At 73.0% G+C, this 20,934-nt stretch carries 17 protein-coding genes and 1 tRNA gene; 12 read left to right on the top strand and 6 right to left on the bottom strand.

The genetic code is table 11. The features are described 5' to 3' along the window. Positions 1–270: 270 nt before the first annotated feature. From tmk to ACIQK6_RS36430, 4 genes are all read left to right on the top strand, one after another. Positions 271–3,516, top strand: coding sequence for a dTMP kinase (tmk, locus tag ACIQK6_RS36445; RefSeq protein WP_402696780.1), 3,246 nt, complete (start codon positions 271–273; stop codon positions 3,514–3,516). 72 nt (positions 3,517–3,588) lie between these two features. Continuing rightward, the gene (locus ACIQK6_RS36440; RefSeq protein ID WP_329099869.1) at positions 3,589–4,800 is read left to right on the top strand and encodes a DNA polymerase III subunit delta'; all 1,212 of its coding nucleotides are present in this window, start codon (positions 3,589–3,591) and stop codon (positions 4,798–4,800) included. 184 nt (positions 4,801–4,984) lie between these two features. Continuing rightward, positions 4,985–6,553 (top strand): alpha/beta hydrolase, encoded by a 1,569-nt coding sequence (locus tag ACIQK6_RS36435; protein WP_329099868.1) that lies wholly within the window; start codon positions 4,985–4,987, stop codon positions 6,551–6,553. Positions 6,554–6,770: 217 nt separating this feature from the next. Further along, a tRNA-Thr gene (locus ACIQK6_RS36430) sits at positions 6,771–6,847 on the top strand. Positions 6,848–7,240: 393 nt separating this feature from the next. On the opposite strand, the gene ACIQK6_RS36425 is transcribed toward ACIQK6_RS36430, so the two are convergent. Then, a complete protein-coding gene (locus tag ACIQK6_RS36425; RefSeq protein WP_329099867.1) occupies positions 7,241–8,086 on the bottom strand; it encodes a hypothetical protein in 846 nt (281 codons plus the stop codon). Positions 8,087–8,112: 26 nt separating this feature from the next. Continuing rightward, complete coding sequence (locus ACIQK6_RS36420) at positions 8,113–9,696, bottom strand: PQQ-binding-like beta-propeller repeat protein (protein ID WP_402696778.1); 1,584 nt, start codon at positions 9,694–9,696, stop codon at positions 8,113–8,115. A 143-nt stretch (positions 9,697–9,839) separates the two neighbouring features. Between ACIQK6_RS36420 and ACIQK6_RS36415 the strand changes: the two genes are divergently transcribed. The 4 genes from ACIQK6_RS36415 to ACIQK6_RS36400 all read left to right on the top strand — a co-directional run bounded on the left by ACIQK6_RS36415 (position 9,840) and on the right by ACIQK6_RS36400 (position 13,714). After that, on the top strand, positions 9,840–11,069 hold the full coding sequence (locus tag ACIQK6_RS36415; protein WP_329099865.1) for a serine hydrolase domain-containing protein: 1,230 nt from the start codon (positions 9,840–9,842) through the stop codon (positions 11,067–11,069). Positions 11,070–11,269: 200 nt separating this feature from the next. After that, positions 11,270–11,776: a GNAT family N-acetyltransferase gene (locus ACIQK6_RS36410; RefSeq protein ID WP_402696776.1), complete on the top strand. Its 507-nt coding sequence runs from the start codon at positions 11,270–11,272 to the stop codon at positions 11,774–11,776. Between the two features lie 113 nt (positions 11,777–11,889). Beyond that, the gene (locus ACIQK6_RS36405; RefSeq protein ID WP_402696775.1) at positions 11,890–12,405 is read left to right on the top strand and encodes a SigE family RNA polymerase sigma factor; all 516 of its coding nucleotides are present in this window, start codon (positions 11,890–11,892) and stop codon (positions 12,403–12,405) included. Between the two features lie 58 nt (positions 12,406–12,463). Continuing rightward, positions 12,464–13,714 carry a hypothetical protein gene (locus ACIQK6_RS36400; RefSeq protein ID WP_329099862.1) on the top strand — a complete coding sequence of 417 codons (1,251 nt, stop codon included), beginning with the start codon at positions 12,464–12,466 and terminating at the stop codon, positions 13,712–13,714. A 6-nt stretch (positions 13,715–13,720) separates the two neighbouring features. Here the strand turns inward: ACIQK6_RS36400 and ACIQK6_RS36395 are convergent, their stop codons facing one another. Both ACIQK6_RS36395 and ACIQK6_RS36390 read right to left on the bottom strand, forming a co-directional pair. Continuing rightward, positions 13,721–15,436, bottom strand: coding sequence for a bifunctional 3'-5' exonuclease/DNA polymerase (locus ACIQK6_RS36395; RefSeq protein ID WP_402696774.1), 1,716 nt, complete (start codon positions 15,434–15,436; stop codon positions 13,721–13,723). Positions 15,437–15,670: 234 nt separating this feature from the next. Continuing rightward, a complete protein-coding gene (locus ACIQK6_RS36390; RefSeq protein ID WP_329099860.1) occupies positions 15,671–16,540 on the bottom strand; it encodes an NAD(P)H-binding protein in 870 nt (289 codons plus the stop codon). A gap of 96 nt (positions 16,541–16,636) precedes the next feature. Between ACIQK6_RS36390 and ACIQK6_RS36385 the strand changes: the two genes are divergently transcribed. Continuing rightward, positions 16,637–17,050 carry a helix-turn-helix domain-containing protein gene (locus tag ACIQK6_RS36385; RefSeq protein WP_329099859.1) on the top strand — a complete coding sequence of 138 codons (414 nt, stop codon included), beginning with the start codon at positions 16,637–16,639 and terminating at the stop codon, positions 17,048–17,050. Beyond that, entirely contained in the window at positions 17,020–18,234 is a 1,215-nt protein-coding gene (locus ACIQK6_RS36380) for a DUF2786 domain-containing protein (protein ID WP_402696771.1), read from the top strand. The genes ACIQK6_RS36385 and ACIQK6_RS36380 overlap by 31 nt, the downstream gene beginning before the upstream one ends. On the opposite strand, the gene tatA is transcribed toward ACIQK6_RS36380, so the two are convergent. Beyond that, on the bottom strand, positions 18,231–18,467 hold the full coding sequence (tatA, locus tag ACIQK6_RS36375; RefSeq protein ID WP_329099857.1) for a Sec-independent protein translocase subunit TatA: 237 nt from the start codon (positions 18,465–18,467) through the stop codon (positions 18,231–18,233). The genes ACIQK6_RS36380 and tatA overlap by 4 nt on opposite strands. Before the next feature lie 320 nt (positions 18,468–18,787). On the opposite strand from tatA, the gene ACIQK6_RS36370 reads away from it, so the two are divergent. Further along, the gene (locus tag ACIQK6_RS36370) at positions 18,788–19,033 is read left to right on the top strand and encodes a DUF397 domain-containing protein (RefSeq protein WP_329099856.1); all 246 of its coding nucleotides are present in this window, start codon (positions 18,788–18,790) and stop codon (positions 19,031–19,033) included. 110 nt (positions 19,034–19,143) lie between these two features. Here the strand turns inward: ACIQK6_RS36370 and ACIQK6_RS36365 are convergent, their stop codons facing one another. Then, complete coding sequence (locus tag ACIQK6_RS36365) at positions 19,144–19,653, bottom strand: ATP-binding protein (protein WP_329099855.1); 510 nt, start codon at positions 19,651–19,653, stop codon at positions 19,144–19,146. Between the two features lie 342 nt (positions 19,654–19,995). Between ACIQK6_RS36365 and ACIQK6_RS36360 the strand changes: the two genes are divergently transcribed. Then, positions 19,996–20,874, top strand: a complete 879-nt coding sequence (locus tag ACIQK6_RS36360; protein ID WP_051880232.1) for a helix-turn-helix transcriptional regulator — start codon at positions 19,996–19,998, stop codon at positions 20,872–20,874. Positions 20,875–20,934 lie beyond the last annotated feature (60 nt).

The following is a 20,934-nucleotide window of genomic DNA, read 5'->3' as shown; positions in this document are numbered from 1 at the left end:
CAGAACCCCCACCATCACCCTCGCCGCATGACCACCCCAAACGCCCGCATACCCGGCACCACGTCCTTGACGAAGGACATAGAGACACCCCCCCCCGCAAAGCCCCTCGAAACGCCCCTCGAAACGCCCCTCGAAACGCCGCCGCACTCGGAGCCGGGTGCCCCCGTCTCCCGGGGCCGGTGCACCGACCCGGAAAGGTGGGTGCGGGGTCACATCGGACCTCGTCCACAGGCTTCCGCACCCGCATACTGCAGCGGATAGGCTGGGCGGATGACGCGAGCCGAGCAGCCGGCGGTCGTGACCGCCCCGGCGAACCCCACCTACGACGAAGCCCTAGCCGCGGATTCCCGCGAGCGTGCGGTGCGCGCACTGCTGCGCACTCCCAGGCTGCGCCGACTGTGGAGCGCCCAGTTGGTGAGCGGCATCGGCGATGCCCTGGCCCTACTGGTGCTGGTGCTGCTGGCCTACCAGGCAGCGGCCTCGGAAGGGGGCTTCGGCGGCGGGTACCGCGGCCAGGCCCTCGCCGTCGCCGCCGTCTTCGGGGTCCGGATCCTCGCCACCCTGTTCTTCGGCGCGGTCCTCCTCGGCCCGCTGGCCGGGCTGCTGGGTGCCGGCGGCAAGCTGGACCGCCGCTGGACCATGATCGGGGCGGACGGGGTCCGTCTCGGACTCTTCGTCGTCGCCCCGCTGTGGCTCGACTGGATCCCGGCCCACGCGCTGATCGCGCTGCTGGCCACCGTCTCCGTCTCCGGCGCCGCCGAGCGGCTGTGGACCCTGGCCAAGGAGAGCGCGGCGCCCGCCCTGCTGCCCGCGCCGCCGCCGGAGGGGGCGACCGTACGGCCGCTCCCGGACCACCTGGACGCGCTGCGCCGGCTGACCCTGCGCACGTCCTTCGCGGCGCTCCCGATCGCCGCGGCGGCGCTGCTCGCCGCGACCCTCGTCGGCAAGGCGCTCGGCCTCGGCATCGACTGGTTCGCCGCCAACCAGGCCGCCCTCGGCTCGTACGTGGCCTCCGGCCTCTTCGCCGCCTCGGTCTCCCTGCTGCTGCCGCTGGTGCTGCCCGGTGGGGCGACCCCGCGTCCGCGTTCGCCGCTGGAGGGCTTGCGCACCCCCAAGTCGGGCGACCGCCCCGACAAGGGCCGTACGGGTGCCGTCCCGCTCCTCGTCCTGAGCTGCGCCGCGGTCGCCGGAGCGGTGTCCTGCGCCGCAGCCGTGTCCGTACTGCACGCCTTCGACCTGGGCGGCGGCCCGGCCGCCTTCGCGCTGTTCGTCCTCGCGCTGGTCGGCGGCACCGCCGCGGGCATCCGTGCCACCCAGGCCGGCAAGGTGCTGCCCGCCCTGTCCCGCCGCCGACTGCTGGCCCTCGCCATAGCGGTCACCGGGCTCGCGCTGCTGCTGACCGGGCTCGTCCCGGACACCGCGACCGTGCTGTTCCTCTCGCTGCTCGCCGGCACCGCCGCGGGCGTCGCGGCCAACACCGGCCACACCCTGCTGGACCAGGAGACCGAGGAGTTCCGGCGGGCCCGGATCACCGAACACCTCCAGGCGGTCGTACGGGTGGCCGTGGCGCTCGGCGCCGTCGCCGCGCCCGCCCTGGCCGCGGCCATCGGCCCGCACCGGCTGACCGGCGCCGAGGTCGTCTTCGCACACGGCGGCGCCGCCTTCACCCTGATGCTGGTCGGCGCCCTGTTGCTGCCCGTCGCCGTGGTGGTGCTCACCAAGGCCGACGACCGCCGGGGCGTGCCCCTGCGGCGGGACCTGCGCGAGGCGCTGCGCGGCGGGGAGCCCGTACAGGCGGCGTCGGCCGCCGGGTTCTTCATCGCTCTGGAGGGCGGCGACGGAGCCGGCAAGTCCACCCAGGTCCAGGCGCTGGCCGACTGGATCAGGGGCAAGGGCCACGAGGTCGTGGTGACCCGGGAGCCCGGGGCGACCCCCGTCGGCAAGCGGCTCCGCTCGATCCTGCTCGACATCTCCTCGGCCGGCCTGTCGAACCGCGCCGAGGCACTGCTGTACGCCGCCGACCGGGCGGAGCACGTGGACACGGTGGTGCGTCCGGCCCTGGAGCGCGGCGCGGTGGTCATCTCGGACCGCTACATCGACTCCTCGGTGGCCTACCAGGGCGCCGGCCGTGACCTCTCCCCGACGGAGATCGCCAGGATTTCGCGCTGGGCCACCGACGGACTCGTTCCGAACCTGACCGTGCTGCTCGACGTATCGCCGGAGGCGGCGCGCGAGCGGTTCACGGAGGCACCGGACCGGCTGGAGTCGGAGCCGGCGGAGTTCCACGAGCGGGTGCGGTCCGGGTTCCTGACCCTTGCCGCGGCCGACCCCGGCCGCTATCTCGTGGTCGACGCGGGCCAGGATCCGGGGTCGGTGACCACCGTCGTACGGCACCGCCTGGACCGGATGCTTCCGCTCTCGGAGGCGGAGGTGGCCGCCCAGGCGGAGGCCCGGCGCCTCGCCGAGGAGGAGGCCCGGCGCAAGGCCGAGGAAGAGGCCGCCCGCAAGGCGGAGGAAGCGCGGCTGCGGGCCGAGGAGGAGGCCCGGCTGGCCCGCGAGGCCGAAGAAGCGCGGATCAAGGCCGAGGCGGAGGCCGCCCGCAGGGCGGAGGAAGCGCGGCTGCGGGCCGAGGAGGAGGCCCGGGCCCGGGCCGAGGCCGAGCGGCTGCGCCTGGAGGCCGAGGAGAAGGCGCGCGCGGCGGAGGCCGAGCGGCTGCGCCGGCAGGCCGAGGAGGAGGCCCGGCTGCGGGCCGAGGCCGAGGAACGGCGGCTGGAGAAGCAGCGGCGGGCCGAGGAGGCCCTGCTGAAGGCCGAGGAGGCGCGCCGGCTGGTGGCGGCCGAGGCGGCGGCGAAGGCGGCAGCTGCCGCGGCCGTGGCGGCCGCGGAGGCTGCTGCGGTCGCCCCGGTGGCTCCTGCGCCGGCTGCTCCCGCCCCTGCTCCCGCTCCCGCCCCTGTGCCTGCACCTGGGCCGAAGGTCGCCATGACCAAGAAGCCGGAGCCGGAGGCGGAGCCCCACCCGGGCGACGCGGTGACGGTGGAGACCCCGATCGTCCCGACGGCTCCGGTGGTCCCGGAGACCAAGCCGGTCAAGCGGGTCGTCCAGCCGGACGACGTCACCCAGACCGTCCCGGTGCCGAAGATCGACCCGGCCTCCATCGCGGAGACGGCGGTGCTGCCGCCCGTGCCTCCGGCCGCCCCGCAGGCGCCGCAGTCCCCTCAGGACAGCGGGACCGGGCGCGCCCGGTCCGCCACGCGGCCGACGGCCCAGCGCCCCGAGGAGAACCCGACCGACCGGGTGCCGTCGGGCATCTTCCGGGACTCCGGCAACGACCGGACGCGGGAGCTTCCCGTCCTCGACGGCGAGGGCCGGCCGCGCCGGCCGCGCCCGGACTGGGCCGAGGAGACCCCCCTGGACGACCTGCCGACGCTGGCGGACGAGCTGCTGGGCCGCCACCGGGACGACGAGGACGGCGACGAGGGCGACCGGGGCGAACAGGGGCCGCGCCGCCGCCGCTGACCTCGGCGGGGACGGGATTGTCAGTGCCGCCCGCCACAATGGGTGCACGGAGAGTGAAAGGTGGTGGGCGGGATGCCCGTATGGGACGACCTGGTGGGACAGGAGCGGGTCCAGGCGCAGCTGGCCGCCGCCGCCCGCGACGCCGATGCCCTGGTCACGGCCATTACGGCCGGGACCGAGCCGCCCGCGGCGTCCAAGATGACCCACGCCTGGCTGTTCACCGGTCCGCCCGGATCCGGGCGGACCACGGCCGCCCGGGCCTTCGCCGCTGCCCTGCAGTGCACCAGCCCCGACCGTGCCCTCGGCGGTGAGCCCGGCTGCGGGTTCTGCGACGGCTGCCACACCACGATGGTCGGCACGCACGCGGACGTCTCGACCGTCGTCGCGGTCGGCAGTCAGATCCTCGTCGACGACATGCGGGACACCGTCCGCAAGTCCTACACGTCCCCCGCCACCGGTCGCTGGCAGGTCATCCTGGTCGAGGACGCCGAGCGGCTGAACGAGAAGTCCGCCAACGCGGTCCTCAAGGCCGTGGAGGAGCCCGCGCCCCGCACGGTCTGGCTGCTGTGCTCGCCCTCCGTGGAGGACGTGCTGCCGACCATCCGCTCCCGCTGCCGCCACCTCAACCTCAGCACCCCCTCGGTCGCGGCCGTCGCCGACATGCTGGTGCGGCGTGACGGCATCGAGCCGACGACCGCCCTGGCGGCCGCCCGGGTCACCCAGGGGCACGTCGACCGCGCCCGTCGGCTGGCCACCGACGAGGTGGCCCGGGAGCGCAGGGCGACGGTCCTGAAGCTCCCGCTCCGGGTGGACGACGTCGGGGCCTGCCTCAAAGCCGCCCAGGAGCTGGTGGACGCCGCCGCCGAGGACGCCAAGCAGGTTGCGGAGGAGGTCGACGCCAAGGAGACCGAGGAGCTGAGGACCGCGCTCGGAGCCTCGGCGGGCGCCGGTAGCCGGATGCCGCGCGGCACGGCGGGCGTGATGAAGGAGCTGGAGGAGCGGCAGAAGCGCCGTCGCACCCGCACCCAGCGCGACACCCTCGAACTGGCGCTGACCGACCTCACCAGCTTCTACCGGGACGTCCTGGCCCTGCAGCTCGGTTCGTCCGTGGCCATCGCGAACGAGGAGATACGGCCCGACCTGGACCGGATCGCCCGTGCCTCGGGCCCCGAGCGGACCCTGCGCCGGATCGAGGCGATCATTGCCTGCCGGGACTCCCTCGACCGCAACGTCGCCCCGCTCCTCGCGGTCGAGGCGATGACGATGGCCCTGCGCGCGGGCTGACCGCGTCCGGGCGGCAGGGCGGTGGTCCACATCCGGTTGACCGGCTCACCCGTACGGGCGAACCGGTCGTCAGGGCCGGGTAGCAGCCGGTCCGTGCCGGGGCAGGTAGGGGCCACGGAAGGCGTGCGGCCGTCTGGTCCCGGAGCGCCTGCTCACGTCCTCCGTTAAGACGTACGCTCCGGGGATGGACACCAGTCGCCTGCTGCGTACCACCGGAACCGTGATCGCAGCTGCCGGGCTGCTGCTCTCCGGGTGCACCTCGGGCGGGCTGGGGGAGCCCGGGGCCGCCGCGTTCTCCCCATCGGGGTCCGGCACGGCAGCGGCGCAGCCGTCCCCCGACGCGGCCGCGTTGCGCCCGTACTACAACCAGAAGCTGACCTGGCGCGACTGTGGTGTCCCCGGATTCCAGTGCTCCACCATGAAGGCCCCCCTGGACTACGCGAACCCCGGCTCCGGCCAGGACGTCGACATCGCGGTGTCGCGCCGAACGGCCACCGGTCCCGGCAAGCGGCTCGGCTCGCTCGTGGTCAACCCGGGCGGCCCGGGCGGCTCCGGCATCGGCTACCTCCAGGCGTACGCGGGCATCGGCTATCCCGCGGCCGTCCGGGCCCGGTACGACATGGTGTCCTTCGACCCGCGCGGGGTGGAACGCAGCAGCCCCGTCGAGTGCCTGAGCGGCCCGGCCATGGACAAGTACACCCAGGTGGACCAGACGCCGGACGACCCGGCCGAGCGGGCCGAGCTGGTGAAGGCCTTCAAGGAGTTCGCAGCCGCCTGCCAGACGAAATCCGGGCGGGTCCTGCCGCACGTCTCCACCGTCGACGCCGCCCGGGACATGGACCTGCTGCGCGCGCTGCTCGGGGACAAGAAGCTCAACTACGTCGGCGCCTCGTACGGCACCTTCCTGGGCGCCACGTACGCGGACCTCTTCCCGGACCGGGTCGGCCGGCTGGTCCTGGACGGGGCGATGGACCCCACCCGGCCCGCGCTCGAATTGAACCGGGACCAGACGGAGGGCTTCAACACCGCCTTCACCGCCTTCGCCAAGGACTGCGCGAAGCAGCCCGACTGCCCGCTCGGCAAGGGCGACCCGAACGCGGTGGAGGCGCGCCTGAAGGAGTTCTTCCGCAAGGTCGACGCCCAGCCCGTGGCGAGCGGCGACCCGGACCGCCCGTTGGGTGAGGCCCTGGCCACGACAGGGGTGATCGCGGCGCTGTACGACGAGAGCGCCTGGCCGCAGCTGCGCGAGGCGCTCAGCTCGGCGATGAACGGCGACGGATCGGGCTTGCTGAGCCTGGCCGACACCTATTACGAGCGCGAGGCGGACGGCAAGTACGCCAACCTGATGTTCGCGAACGCCGCCGTCAACTGCCTCGACCAGCCCCCCGCCTTCAGCGGCCCCGAGGCCGTCGACACCGCCCTGCCGTCCTTCGAGAAGGCCTCCCCGGTCTTCGGCACGGGCCTGGCCTGGGCCGCGCTGAACTGCACGTACTGGCCCGTGAAGGCCACCGGCAAGGCGAGGGAGCTGACCGCGAAGGGCGCCGCGCCGATCGTGGTGGTGGGCACGACCCGCGACCCGGCGACCCCGTACAAGTGGGCCAAGGCATTGGCCGGCCAACTCGAATCGGGCCAGCTCCTCACCTACGACGGCGACGGCCACACGGCGTACGGGCGCGGCAGCGCCTGCATCGACACCGCGATCAACCGCTACCTCTTGGAGGGCAAGGCCCCGCAGGACGGCAAGAAGTGCTGAGACCGCCGCCCCGGTGCACGGCTTGCTCCCGGCGCACCTGCGGGACCCCCGTCCGGCTTGGTAGCGAAAGGTGTCGGCTATGAGGCGATCACCCTGATATGTGACCTGCGTCGCGCCGCGGCGAAACCTGGTTCGGGGCACCCGTCCAGAGCCTGTAGACTTGGCGCCGCTGCTGATGAGCGCCCCTCTTCGAGGGAACACTTGTCTGATCAGCGGTGCCGCCTTAGCTCAGTTGGCCAGAGCAACGCACTCGTAATGCGTAGGTCTCGGGTTCGAATCCCGAAGGCGGCTCCAGCGAAGCCCCGGGAATCACTCGCCGTGACCCGGGGCTTTTGCTATTCACCGGATCTTGCGCCGCCGCCGTGCACGGGCTGCCCGGGTGCTCTCGCTTTCGGTCCTGGTCTCAGACGCCGGATCTGGGCCAGGTGCGGACACCTCGCCCATCCGGCGCATCGCCTCGCGCGAGGGATCCGATCGCTGAGGATCGTGCCGGCCGTGTGACGGCTCCCGTCGTCACGCTGCCCGCTCGGGGCCGCACGGGCTACTGGATCCCTGAACACAGCTGGCAGAAGCACGAACAGTTCGTACACACCCATGTTCACGGCGGGCCACGGGACGGGCCGCGGCTCGCCGAACAGCTGCCGGTAGCGGTACGAGGCGCGGCCACGCGGAGCGGCGGGCGGGCGATCACGGCCCGGGGCCGGGGTCCTTGGGGTCGCCCGCCAGCCGGACCGTGCTCAGGATGCGCATGATCAGGGCGTCGTCGACGGCGCCCGGGACGCCCGTGCGGCCGTAGAAGTCCCAGGAGACGAGGTCGCCCCGGGAGTTCTTGAAGCCGAAGACGACCGCCTGGCCGTCGCCCGCGCAGCGGTTGGGCCGCGGGGCGCCCGAGGAACGGGCCTTGACGTAACTCCCCTTCACCCCCGACTTCGTGGTGTACGCCACCGGCGCGTCCGCCTTGACCACGCTCTTGTCCGGCTGGGTGTAGGCGGCGTAGACCCAGGTGGGCGCCTCCTTCACGGCGGTGTCGGTGGGGTCCTTGGCGCCACCGGCGCCCTTGGTGCCCACGTTGGCGAGCCGGACGTCCGTGACCTGGCCGTCGCCGTCCGCGTCGATGCTGCACCACTGGGACTTGTAGAAGGCCGGGGCCGTGTGCCCGATGAGGACCTTCTCCGGGTCCTTGCTGTCCTCGTAGCCGCTGAAGACCTGGGGTTCGAGGACCTCCCACCCGGGCGGGACGTCGAACGCCGTGCCGTGGGTGGGGTTGATCACGGTCTTCCAGCCCGCGACGAGCGGCTTCGTCGGGTCCGCCGCCGACGCCGCCGCGGCCGCCCGGATGCGGTCCCGGTTCGTGCGGGCGCCGAGTGCGACACCGGTCGCGGCGGCGGCGACCGCCAGGGCGGTCACGGTGCAGATCCCGACGGCGAGCCGCCTCCTGCTGATCCGGCGCCCGCCGCCGGGCTGCTGCGACGGCCGCGGCGGCGGCGGGTACGGGCCGCCGGGGTGACTCGGCTGCTGGTACGGATTGTCCACGGTGTCCCTCCTGGTACCTGCCTGCCCTACGTGCCGAAGGACAGGATCGCGCGGCTCGCCTTGCGCGGCTCGGGGCTGTAGACCCGGCCGTTGAGCAGGAACAACCGTCCGCCCGCCCACGCGATGCGGACGCCGTGGGGGTAGAAGACGCCCTCGGCGCCGCGGGCCGCGGCCGGGCTCTGCAGGACCGATCGCACGGCTCCGTCGGTCGCGGCGAGGGAGACGACCGCCCCCGCTTCGCCGTTGCCGGGGGTGACGTACGTGAGGACCCGACCGTCCTCGACGGCCAGCGGCCACATGGTGCGCCCCTTGGGCTGCTCGGCGGTGCGCCACCGCTCCTTGCCGGTGTTCAGGTCGACGGCGACGACCTGGCCGGTGTCCTCGGTGTCGAGGGTGGCCCCGGGCTTGCCCGCGCCGATGTAGAGGGAGTCGGCGTCGGCCGTGGCGGCGTAGCACTCCTGGAAGCCGCTCGCGTTGCCGAACCCGTTGCACCGGCCGCTCACCCCGAAGGCGGGGGAGCCCTGTGAGCGGACCGCGCCGTCGCCGGCGAACGCCGTGAGGTTCCAGGTCTTCTTGTCCTTGTGGTGCGCGGCGATCACCAACGGGTCGATGGAGAGCACGCGGCCGACCGTCCAGTTCTGGGCGTACTTGTAGCCCCACCGCGCGACGCCGGTGGCCGGATCCAGCTCCTCGACCATCGCCTGTCCGCGCGCGACGGCGTCCTTGGGGTCGGGGCACTGGCGGATGGCGATGAGCCGCGAGCCCCCGGCGACGGCGGACGGATAGCAGCCGTTCGGGCTCGACGTACCGAAGAGCTTGTGGCCGTCGGTGACCGAGAAGCCGCTCATGACGGCCGCCCGGGCGACGACCACGGTGTCACCGCTGATCGCCAGCTCGAACTGCGTCGTGGTGTCGTGGGCGTTCTCCGGCGGCACCGGAACCTTCCACCCCGCCCGCCCCGTGGCGAGGTCGATCTGCTGGAGGTGGGTGCAGCGCGAGGTCTCCGACGCGCTTTCCTTCACCCCCACGACGAGCTTGCCGTTCGTGGACGGGGCCGGCGGGACCCCGCACAGCGGGGTCTGGATCGAGAGCTTCCATTTCTCCTGGCCGTCGGCCACCGCATAGCCGGTGAAACCGCTCGTCAGGGCGCCTACCACGGTGTCGCCCACCCGCCAGGGGCCGTACTGCGAGGTGCCCGCCCCGGCCACCTCGGCCTGGTTGTCGCGCAGCCAGACCCGGGCCTCGCCCGCCCGGATGCCGGCGTTGGGGTCGTAGGCGTCGGGTCCCCCACCGGGGCCCTTGCCGTCGCCGCGGTCGACCGGGGGCGAACCGGAGGGTCCGGCCGGGGGCTGCGCGGACTCGTCGCGGACCGTGAGGTGGTGGGCGCCGCCGCCGATGAGGAGCAGGGCGGCGAGCAGCGCCAGGGCGGTGCCGACGGCGGCCACGGGCCGGGGCAGCCGTCGCCGGCCGCCGGATCGCGGGGCGCCCGGTGCGAAGGGTGCCGGCGGTGCCGGCGGTGCGGGCGGTGCGAAGGGTGCGGGCGGCGGGCCGAAGCCGTCGGGTCGCTGCTCGTCGGGTTCCGGCCAGGGGCCGGAGGTACGACCGGTCATGGGGGGAAGTCTGACCGATCCGGAGATATTTCTAGAATAGATTTTTGGACGAATTCGTCGTTGCCAGCTCCGGTCGCCCGCCCGGGTGCACAGGTCTAGCGTGGAGAGATGGTTCCTTGGCTCGGCGGGTGAGGAGGCCGGACATGACGACGCGCTGGTGCAGTGCCGCCGTGGCAGTGGCGGCGTTCGGACTCGTGGTGGGGCCCGTGGGTACGGGGGCCGGCGCGGGCACGGTGTACGCGGGGGACGCGGCGCGCGTGCCCGCCGCGACGGTTCCGGCGCCGAGCCCGACACCCGCCTCGGACGGGTTCGCGCAGCTGACCCCCGCCGTCACCCGCCAGTTGGACGCCGCGATCAAGAAGGTTCTGGCGGAGGCGAAGATCCCGGGCGTGATCGTGGCCGTGTCGGCTCCGGGCAAGGGCGACTACGTACGGTCCTTCGGCATCGCCGACAAGGCCACGGGCGCGCCGATGACCCCGAACCTGAACATGCGGATCGGCAGCGTGACCAAGACCTTCACCGTGACCGCCCTGCTGGAGTTGGTGGACGAGGGGAAGGTCGGTCTGGACGACCCGATCGGCAAGTACGTCGACGGCGTCCCGAACGGCGACCGGATCACCCTGCGCGAGCTGGCCGGCATGCGGAGCGGTCTGTTCAACTACTCGGCGGACGAGGACTTCTTCAAGGCGCTGACCAGCGATCCCGACCGGCGCTTCACTCCGCAGGAACTGCTCGACTATTCCTTCAAGCACCCGGTGCTCTTCGAGCCGAACGCCAAGTTCTACTACTGCAACACCAACCTGATCCTGCTCGGCCTGGTGGTGGAGAAGGTCAGCGGCGTCCCCCTCGACCGGTTCATCGACCGGGAGGTCGTCGAGCCCGCCGGGCTGAAGCACACGGTGTTCCCCACGGGCCCGGAGTTCCCGAGTCCGCACGCCCACGGCTACACGAACCAGACGGCCTCCGGGAAGGTCGAGGACTCCACCGACTGGGACCCCTCCTGGGCCTGGGCGGCCGGCGCGATGATCTCCGACCTCCCCGACCTGCGCAGCTGGGCGAAGACCCTGGCGACCGGGACCCTGCTGACCCCGGCCACCCAGGCCCAGCGCCTCGACGTGGTCGACGCGCTCCCGGGTACGGGCTACGGCCTCGGCATCTTCAACGTCCAGGGCTGGATCGGGCACAACGGCTCACTGCCGGGCTACGGGTCGCTGGTCCTCTACCTACCGGAATCGAAGGCCACGCTGGTCGTGTTGCTCAACACGGACATCGGGTACCAGGGCCAGGAGCCCAGCACTCTGTTCGGCGAAGCGATCACCAAGATCGTGACCCCCGACCGGGTCTACACGCTCCCCGCCCAGCCGACGTCGTAGCGGTGACGGTCGACGGCCCTTGTGCACGGCCGGCCCCGGGACTCCGGTCCCGGGGCCGGCCGTCGCACGGGCGGCCCGTCCTTCGTCACGGCCGACTCCGGCCGTAGCGTAGGCAGTCGAGGGCGCCGGGGGTCCGGACGGCTCGGCCCCTCCACCCACCATGGTCCACGGCGCGCCAAACACCCCTGAGGGAGACGCACATGAACGGTCAGGCAGTACAGCGGGACGGCCGGTCTCCGGCGGAAGACTCCGCTCCCGCAGTCTCGGTCCGTGCGGCCGGCGAGGCGGACGTCGACGCCGCGGCCGTGCTGTTCCGCGGCTACCTCGACTTCTACGAGGTGGACGTCGAGGACCCGGACGCCCCGCGGGCCTTCCTGGAGGAGCGGATCGCCAAGGACGAATCGCTGGTGTTGCTCGCCGACGTCCCGGAGGTCGGAACGGTCGGCTTCGCGCAGGTCTACCGCGGGTTCTCGTCCCTCTCCCTGCGCACCGCCTGGGTCCTCAACGACCTCTACGTCGCTCCTGCCGGCCGCCGCACCGGAGCCGGCCGGGCGCTGCTGCGCGAGGTGCTGCGCCGGGCCCGCGAGGCCGGGGTGTCCGGCGTGCAGTTGGAGACCGCGTACGACAACACCGTCGCGCAGGGGCTGTACGAGGCGGAGGGCTTCGTCCGGGAGGAGTTCCACGTGTACTTCCACGAGCTGGGCTGACCGGCCCGCGGCAGGAGTACCGACGGGGACGGCGGCGGAAAGGGCGGCGGGGGATGAAACATTCTCCGCCGCCATCGCGTCACAGGAGTGGGACGGACGCGAGGGGGGAGCAGATGCGCCACGGGCGCAGGGACGGGTTCCGTGAGTTCGCCGCGGGCCGCTCGGGCCCGCTGTACAGGTCGGCATGCCTGCTCGTGGGCGGGGACACCCACCTCGCGGAGGACCTGGTGCAGGAGACCTTGGGGCGGATGTACCAGCGGTGGGGCCGGATCTCCCGCATCGACAATCCGGCGGCCTACGCCCAGACGGTGCTGGTACGGGTCTTCCTCACGCACCAGCGCCGTCGTTCGGCGGGCGAACGGCCGGTCGGGGAGCTCCCCGACCGGGGTGCGCCCGCGCCGGGCGGCGGGGATCCGGCGCTACGGCTGACGCTGCTGGAGGCGCTGGGCCGGCTGGCGCCCAAGGACCGGGCGGTGCTGGTGCTGCGCTACTGGGAGGACCGCAGCGTCGAGGAGACCGCCGACGCGATGAACGCCTCCTCGGCGGCGGTCCGTACCCGGACCTCACGGGCGCTCGCACGGCTGCGGGAGCAGCTGGGCGGCAGCCTCACCGCCTTCGTGGACCACTGACACCGCCGGTCCGTTCGCTCCTCCGACCGCACCCGGCAAACGGAAGGCCTGGTTTCCCATGTCCTTTGAAGACGAACTCGCCGAAGCCCTCCGGCGCACGGGGGCGGGCTTCACGGCCGACCCCGGTGCCCTCGCCGAAGCGGGTGAGCGGCGGGGCCGGCAACTGGCGCGCCGCCGGGCCGCCGTGGCCGGCGGATCCGCGCTGGCCCTGGTCCTGATCGCCACCGCGGGGGCCTACTCCGGCGGCCTGTTCGCCGACTCCGGGGCCGCGGGCGCGGTCCGTGTCGCGGCGCCGGCGCCGAACCCGCCGGGCAACGGGCGGCTGACCGGCACCGGCGCGGTCACCGCCGAGCAGATGATCGCCAACCTGAAGTCGCTCCTGCCGGGCGGTCGACTCACCGAGCCCGAGGCGCGGGGCACGGACGCCGAGCTGGGACCGCGGGTCGGGGTCGTCTACGACGACGGGAAGGGCCCGGCGGCCATCTCCCTCAGCCTCCAGCGGGTGGACCCGTTCGGCAGCGGGGCCCGCGCACAGACCGAGTGCGGGGACGAGAACCTGCACGCCTACGACGCCTGCCGGACCGAGCAGTTGCCGGACGGCTCCCGGCTACTGCTTCACCAGGGGTACGAGTACCCGGACCGCCGTACGGACACCAAGGTCTGGCGGGCCGTGCTGGTGACCGCGCAGGGCTTCCTGGTCGACGCGTCCGAGTGGAACGCCGCGGTCGACAAGGGCGCCCCCGTCTCCCGGACCGACCCGCCGCTGACCATCGCGCAGTTGAAGACCCTGGTCACCTCGGACACGTGGCACCCGGCCCTGAACGACCTGCCGGCGGCCGATCCCGAGCCGGCGCCCGCGCCGGAGTCGATCGTCCTGCGGGACCGGAAGGCCGTGGACGCCCTGGAGCAGTTGCTGAACCAGTTCGCGATCACCGTCCCGATCGTCTCCAAGGGCGGGCAGGGGTCCTACGGCTACGTCGTGCACGACGACGGCAAGGGCAAGTCCCTGGTCCAGATCAACGTCCAGCCGAACGCGAACCCCTCGGGCTTCACCGGGAACTCCGCCGTCACCGAGGAGTCCGACGGGACCAAGGTGAAGGTCATGGCGGGGCCCGGCGAGAAGGACAGGAGCGTGACCCAGTGGAAGGTGGACACCCTGCGCAAGGACGGGCTGCGCGTGGTGGTCAGCGCCTTCAACACGGCGGACCAGAACGGTCCGACCACCCGCCCCGCACCCGCGCTGACGATGGCGCAGCTGCGGCAGATCGCGCTCGCCCCGGAGTGGAAACTGACGGCGCCCGCCGGCTGATCCCCCTCACTTGGCGTCCGCGTAGCACTCCACGACCGCCGTCGTGAACGGGAAGCGGACCGGGGTGTCACCGAAGGCGATTCGGCCGGCCCGCTCGCCGGCGGCCCGGATCGCCTCCACGACGGCCCCGGCCTCCTCGACCGGGCAGTGCACGATCACCTCGTCGTGCTGGAAGAACACCAGCTCGGCCCGCATTCCGGCGGTCGCCTGCCGCAGGGCCGCGAGCAGCAGCAGGGCCCAGTCGGCCGCACTGCCCTGGACGACGAAGTTGCGGGTGAACCGGCCGCGGGCCCGGGTGTTGGTGGAGGCGTAGCTCGGGGTCCAGCCGTCGTCCCGGTCTTGCGCGGTCCCGGCCCCGCCCTCCCCGTACCCCTCGCCCGGGTCGACACCGCCGTCACCGGCCTCGTCCCCCTCGCCGGAGCCGGCGGGCGGCGGGCAGGTGCGGCCCAGCCAGGTCCGTACGAGCCGGCCCTCCTCCCCGGCCTTCGCCGCGTCGTCCACGTACGCGACGGCCCGGGGGAAGCGGCGGCGCAGCGCGGCCAGGTTCTTCAGGCCGTCCCCGGAGGTCTGGCCGTAGACGGCGCCGAGCACGGCGAGCTTGGCCTTGTCCCGGTCGCCCGAGAAGCCCTGGCGGGAGACGGCGGTGTAGAGGTCCGAGGCCTCCCCGGCGACCTCCATGAAGGCGGGGTCGCGGGAGATCGCGGCGAGGACGCGCGGCTCCATCTGGTCGGCGTCGGCGACGACGAGCCGCCAGCCGGGGTCGGCGACCACGGCCCGGCGGATCACCTTGGGGATCTGCAGGGCCCCACCGCCGTTGGTGACCCAGCGGCCGGTGAGGGTGCCGCCGGGGATGAACTCCGGGCGGAAGCGGCCGTCCCGGACCCAGTCCGCGAGCCAGGCCCAGCCGTGGGCGGTGTAGATCCGGTACAGCTTCTTGTACTCGATCAACGGCTCGACGGCGGGATGGTCCAGCTCCTGGATCTCCCAGCGGCGGGTGGACCTGAGCTTGATCCCGGCCCCGGCGAAGGCCTTGATGACGTCGGCGGGCAGATCGGGGCGCACGCGCCTGCCGAAGGCCTCCGACACGCGGTCGGCCAGCTCGGCGAGGCGCCGGGGCTCCCCGCCGCCCCCGTACCGCTCACCGAGCAGCTCGGTCAGCAGGGCGCGGTGCACGTCGGCCCGCCAGGGCAGGCCCACGCGGTTCATCTCGGCGGCGACGAGGAAGGCCGCCGACTCGGCGGCGGCGAGCAGCCGCATTCGGTCGGGGTGGGCGGTGGCGCCGAGCCGCTCCGTCTGGTCGGCGTGGACGGCGAGCAGGGCGTCCAGGGGGACCGGGGCGGGCTGCGGCTCGAAGAGGGAGTCCTGGGCGCGGGGTCCGGCGGCGCGCGGGCGCGGATCGGGCGGTACGGGGGTGTGGGTGAGCCGGGCCCAGGCGGCGGCCGCCGAGCGGGGCTCCCCGAAGCGGCCCTCGTGGCCGAGGAGCAGCAGCTCGGCGTCCTCGATGTCGTGGCACCGCTCGACGCGGGTGCCCGTGGCGAGCAGGCGGGGGTAGACGGCCGCGGTGGACCGCCAGACCCAGCGGGTGCCGGGCGGGGCGGAGCGGATCGCTTCGGCGGGGTCGCGGACGCGGAGCCGGACTCCGTCCGTGGGGGGTACGGGCGCGGCGTGCCACCACCCGTCGCCGTCCTCGGCGAGGGCCCACCGGGGAGTGCTGTCGCTCATGGGTGCGAGTGTCCCACCGGGGTCTGACAGTGGCCGTGCCGCCGTGCCGCCGTGCCGCCGTGCCGCCGTGCCGCGGGGGTGCGGGGGTGCAGGTCCGCGGGGCAGGTGCGGCGCCGTCGCCGGAGGCCAGCCCCCGGACCCCCGCGCCTCAAACGCCGGCGGGGCTGGAGATCGGGCCGGTGGGGCTGGAGATCGGGGCTCCGCCCCGGATCCCCGCGCCTCGAAATCTCCCAGCTACTGCTGGGAGGTACCCCCTGCGGGGCTGGGCATCGGGGCTCCGCCCCGGATCCCCGCCGCCGTGGCGTAGATCTCCAGGGCCGGGCGCGGGGGGCGGCCGAGGAGGTGGCGCAGGGTGCCCGTGTCCGGGGCGTCCAGGAAGCCCGCCGCGACGGCCGAGTACGTGGCCACCAGCATCGGGGGTTGGAAGGGCGCCGCGGCCGGGCCGGAGAGGGCGCTGCGGGCCCGGGCCAGCGAGCCCGGGGCGTAGCGGGCGCCCACCGCCGCGGCAAGGTCCGTTCCGCCCAGCGGGCGGTCGCCCACCAGCTCGTGGACCTGCCCGGCATGCGCGTCGGGTGCCAGGGCCACCCGGACCGCCACCTCCGCGAGGTCCTCCCGCCCGACCGCCGCAAGCCGGCCTGCGCCCAGCGGGGCGGTGATCACCCCGTCGGGCCCCGGCGCGGCGAGCGCGGCCAGCAGCTCCGCGTACAGGCCGTTGCGCAGGACGGTCCAGGCCAGGCCGGAGCCGCGCAGGCGCCGCTCCGTCCAGCGGTGCGCCAGTGCGTACGGCAGGTGGTCGCCCGCCCCGGTGAGGCTGGTGTAGACGACGTGCCGCACCCCGTCCCGCTCGGCGGCCGAGACGGCGGCCCCGTGCCGCGCGATGACCTGGTCGTCCTCGCCGTAGCCGGCGGAGATGAGCAGCAGGGTGTCCACCCCGGTGAAGTCGAGGGAGTCCGGGTCGTCGAAGTCCACCCGGACCTGACCGGGGCCGTCCGGGGCGCGGGTGCCGAACCGTACCTCCGGCCGGCCCGCATCGACAGGGTGGTCCGCCAGCCGGCGCGCGATCAGTGAGCCGAGTCCGCCGGAGGTGCCGGTGATCAAAAGCATGGGGAGTCCTTCGTGTTCGCGCCCGTCGGCCTGATTGGCTTCAGGGGCGGGAACATCGTGTGCCGAAGGGTGCACGACGCGTAAGGAGGCACTTCCATGTCAGTAGGGCACACCGGGATAACCACCCCCGAGCCCCTGCCCGAGCCGCTGCTCAGCTGCGACGACGACTGCGGCATCCGCGACGTCCTCGACCGGCTCGGCGACAAGTGGTCCGTCCTCGTCGTGGTGGAACTCGGCGCCGGCATGCGCCGGTTCAAGGAGCTCCAGCGCGCGGTCGACGGCATTTCGCAGCGGATGCTCACCCTCACCGTCCGCCGCCTGGAGCGCGACGGCCTGGTCACCCGGACCGTGCACGCCACCGTGCCGCCCCAGGTCGAGTACGAGCTGACCGACCTCGGCCGCAGCCTGACCCTCCTGGTCAAGGGCCTCGCGGAGTGGTCGCTGGAGCACCGTGCACGGATCGAGGCCGCCCGCCGGGAATGGGACGCGAAGGCGGACATGCCAAGCTGAGGGGTGTGAGAGACCTTGCCGAGACCGTCGACCGAGCCTTCGCCGCCGCCCTCTACGCCCAGGATGACGCCGGGCTGGACACCGGCGCCTCGCTGCTCGTCGCGGACCAGGGGGGCTGGCCCGCGGTCGGGCGGGAGCTGCTGGCGCGCGGGGAGGCGTACGTACGCCAGGGCTGGGAGCGGGGCTGGCAGCCGGCCGACGTGCTGCGGCTGGTCCGCCGGGACCTCGACGAGCGGCACCTGCGGATCACCGGGGACCTGATCGCCGCCGAGGCGCGCCGCTACGCCCGGCTCCCGGCGCGTTGGGGCGCCGCCGAGGTGTGGTGGACGGGCGACGAGGAGTACGCCGACCGGCTCGCGCAGCGGGAACGGGCCGACCGGTTCACACTGGCCACCACCTTCCTGGAGGTGCTGCGGCTGCTGATCCGGCTGCCCTCGATAGAACCGGTGGGTCCGCTGCCCGGTGACCCGGTCGACGCGCTCGCCGAGCACGCCCACATCGAGCCGCGCATGTTGGGCCGGATCCGGGCCCTGCTCGCCAAGGCCGAGGCGACGACCTTCCCGGACGAGGCGGAGGCGCTCAGCGCCAAGGCCCAGGAGCTGATGGCCCGGCACACCGTGGACGAGGCGCTACTGGCGGCGAGCGGCAGGGGACCGGCCCAGGTGCCCGGCGCCTGCCGGATCGGTGTCGAGCCGCCGTACGAGGAGGCGAAGGCGGTGCTGCTCGACGCGGTGGCCACCGCCAACCGCTGCCGGGCGGTGTGGAACAGCGGCTTCGAGTTCTCCACGGTGGTCGGCTTCGAGAGCGACCTGGAGGCGGTGGAGCTGCTCTACACCTCGCTGCTCGTGCAGGGCACGGCGGCGATGACCCGTGCGGAGGCCGCGCAGCGCTCCGGCGGGCGCAAGCGGACGAAGACCTTCCGGCAGTCCTTCCTGCTCGCCTACGCCAGCCGGCTCGGCCACCGGCTCGCCGAGACCGCCGAGCACGCGGCGACGGAGGCCCCCGACAACCTGCCGGCCCTGGTGGCCCGCGACGTGGCGGTCACCTCGCGGGCGGAGGAGATGTTCCCCCGGACCACCACGACCCGGCTGCGCGGCGCCACCGACCACGCGGGCTGGGAGGACGGCACGGCCGCCGCCGACCGCGCCCACGTGGGCGGCAGGCAGAAGCCGCTGCCCCGCTAGGGAGTGCCCGTGCCCGCGCCCGTGCGCGGGACTGCGGGCGCGTTCGTACCTGCGTCCTGACCCGCGTCCCTAGGGGACTCCTCCGAGCGCAGGGCGTGCGCCTCCGACTTCAGGATGCGCATCGACCGGCCCAGCGAGCGGGCCATGTCGGGAAGCTTCTTGGAACCGAACACGAGCAGGCAGACCACCAGGAGCACGAGCAGGTGCCAGGGCTGGACGGCGTTGCGGAACACGGGCGTTCCACCTTTCGGGCGGGTCGGCTTCTTTTCGAACGACCGGTTCATGGAACAGGCCCGGCCCGGGTCAGGACAAATCTGAAGAAGTCCTGAAAGTCGTTGCGCTCGGCGCCATGGTTCGGGGCGCAGCGCGGCGACACCGGGACGGCGTGAGGGCGATACGGGAGCGTCGGGTGTCACGATGGGGTGATACCCGCGAGTAGGACCTGTCTGTGATCAACGGAGCACCCCGCGTGCACGTGCATCTGCCCGTGCAGCAGCTTATGAACACAGCTATGATCCGGAGGAGTTGACATCTGCACTATCGGGGGCTTCCTGTGGACCACGCGTACAACGGGATGGCATCTGCAGAACTCGCTACCTTGTTTGAGCTGACGTGGCAGAAGAGCCGACACAGCAACTCGCAGGGTTCCTGCGTGGAGTTCGCGCGGCTGCCGGGAGGCGATGTCGCCATGCGCAATTCACGCTTTCCCGATGGGCCGGCGCTCGTCTACACGCCGGCCGAGATCGAGGCCCTGCTCCTGGGCGTCAAGGACGGCGAGTTCGATCACCTGATCAACTGACGGAACAGCGCGCCCATCAAGCCATGCACGTGCACTGGCCGGGACCGATCGCAATGATCGATCCCGGCCAGTTGTCTTGTGTTCGCCCTCGGTCGGAGGCCGGCGGCCGTTCAGTCCTGGAGCAGGAAGAGCGCCCAGACCACCTTGCCGGTCAGCCGGCCCGCGAGCGGGTGCCAGCCCCAGCTGTCGCTGTACGAGTCCACCAGGAACAGCCCGCGCCCGGACTCCAGGTCGAAGTTCTCCTCGGTGTGCTCCGGCGAGAACGCCCCTCCGGGCCGGTCCTCGCTGGGGTCCCGCACCGCACACACCAGCCGCGTGCTCCACCGCATCAGGTGCAGCCGTACGGGCGGCTCCGGTTCGGCGTCCGCCCCCCGCGCGTCCTCGGGCAGGGCGTGGCGCAGCGCGTTGGTGACGAGTTCGGAGACGACCAGGGCCACATCGTCGAAGCGGTCGTCGAGGCCCCACTGGGACAGGGTCGAACGACAGAAGGAGCGTGCTCCGCGAACGGCGTCGTAGCGAGCGGGAAGGGCGCAGGAGGCGGACCCGGAGACAGCCGTGGGGTCGACCGGGGGCAGCCCCTGCCGTAACGGCTCGAGCATGGTCGATCCATTCGTCCCCATGCGAGGCACTCCCGGGATTCGCGGGCGGAGCGGTCATCTCCGTCCAGAAAGAACTGCGGGGTGGGTCCGGCGCCGGCGCGAACAGCACGCAGGTGCGCGGGGACCATCGTTCCGAATGCTCGAGCCGGATGCAAGGGCAGATGCACGTGCACGCGCCGGACCTGTCCACTCCCGTGACGGTTCTGACTCATTTCTTCCTACGCATCCTGACGGACTTCTTTTCGCGAAGACGGGATTCCGTTACAGAACGAGTACGAGCCGATGCGTTTTGGTGGCAGACTGCGGCCCCTGGGGTACGGGGGTCCCAAGACGCTCGCGCACACCACGCGCGTGCCAATTGAGATGGGGAGGGCAGTACTAGTGACCGCAGAAGCCAGCGGTTCCGTGGTGCGCCGCATCCTCCTGGGCTCCCAGCTCAGGCGACTCCGAGAATCCCGCGGCATCACCCGTGAGGCGGCCGGCTACTCGATCCGCGCATCCGAATCGAAGATCAGCCGCTTGGAGTTGGGAAGGGTGAGCTTCAAGGCGAGGGACGTCGAGGACCTCCTCACGCTCTACGGAGTCACGGACAGCACGGAGCGCGAGTCGCTGCTCGGTTTGGTCCGGGAGGCCAATGCGACCGGCTGGTGGCACAGCTACGGCGACGTGCTGCCCGGGTGGTTCCAGACGTACATCGGCTTGGAGGGCGCTGCTTCGCTCATCCGGATCTACGAAGTCCAGTTCGTCCACGGCCTGTTGCAGACCGAGGCGTACGCCCACGCCGTCGTCAGCCGCGGCATGCCCGGCGCCACCGCCGCCGAGGTCGACCGCCGCGTCGCCCTGCGCCTGGAGCGCCAGAAGGTCCTCGTCTCCGAGAACGCCCCCGTCTTCCACGCCGTCCTCGACGAGGCCGCGCTGCGCCGCCCGTACGGGGACCGCGAGGTCATGCGCGGTCAGCTGGAGCACCTCATCGAGGTTTCCCAGCGACCCAACGTGCAGCTTCAGGTGATGCCCTTCTCCTTCGGCGGGCACGCGGGCGAGAGCGGAGCCTTCACCCTGCTGCGCTTCCCCGAGTCCGACCTCCAGGACATCGTCTATCTGGAACAGCTCACCAGTGCCCTCTACCTGGACAAGGGCGAGGAAGTGGGGCAGTACGAGCGGGCGATGGAACGGCTCCAGGCGGATTGCCCCGATGCTGAGCGGACCAGGGATCTTCTCCGTGGCCTGCTCCAACTGTCTTGAATCGCACGTAGTATGACGTCTGATCAGTGCATGATGACCGATCGGTCTCCGGTGCAGCGC

It is taken from the genome of Streptomyces sp. NPDC091682 (assembly GCF_044756625.1).
Lineage (GTDB): Bacteria > Actinomycetota > Actinomycetes > Streptomycetales > Streptomycetaceae > Streptomyces.
The sequence above is the reverse complement of the archived record's forward strand: the minus strand, read 5'-3'. Positions and strand labels throughout refer to the sequence as shown.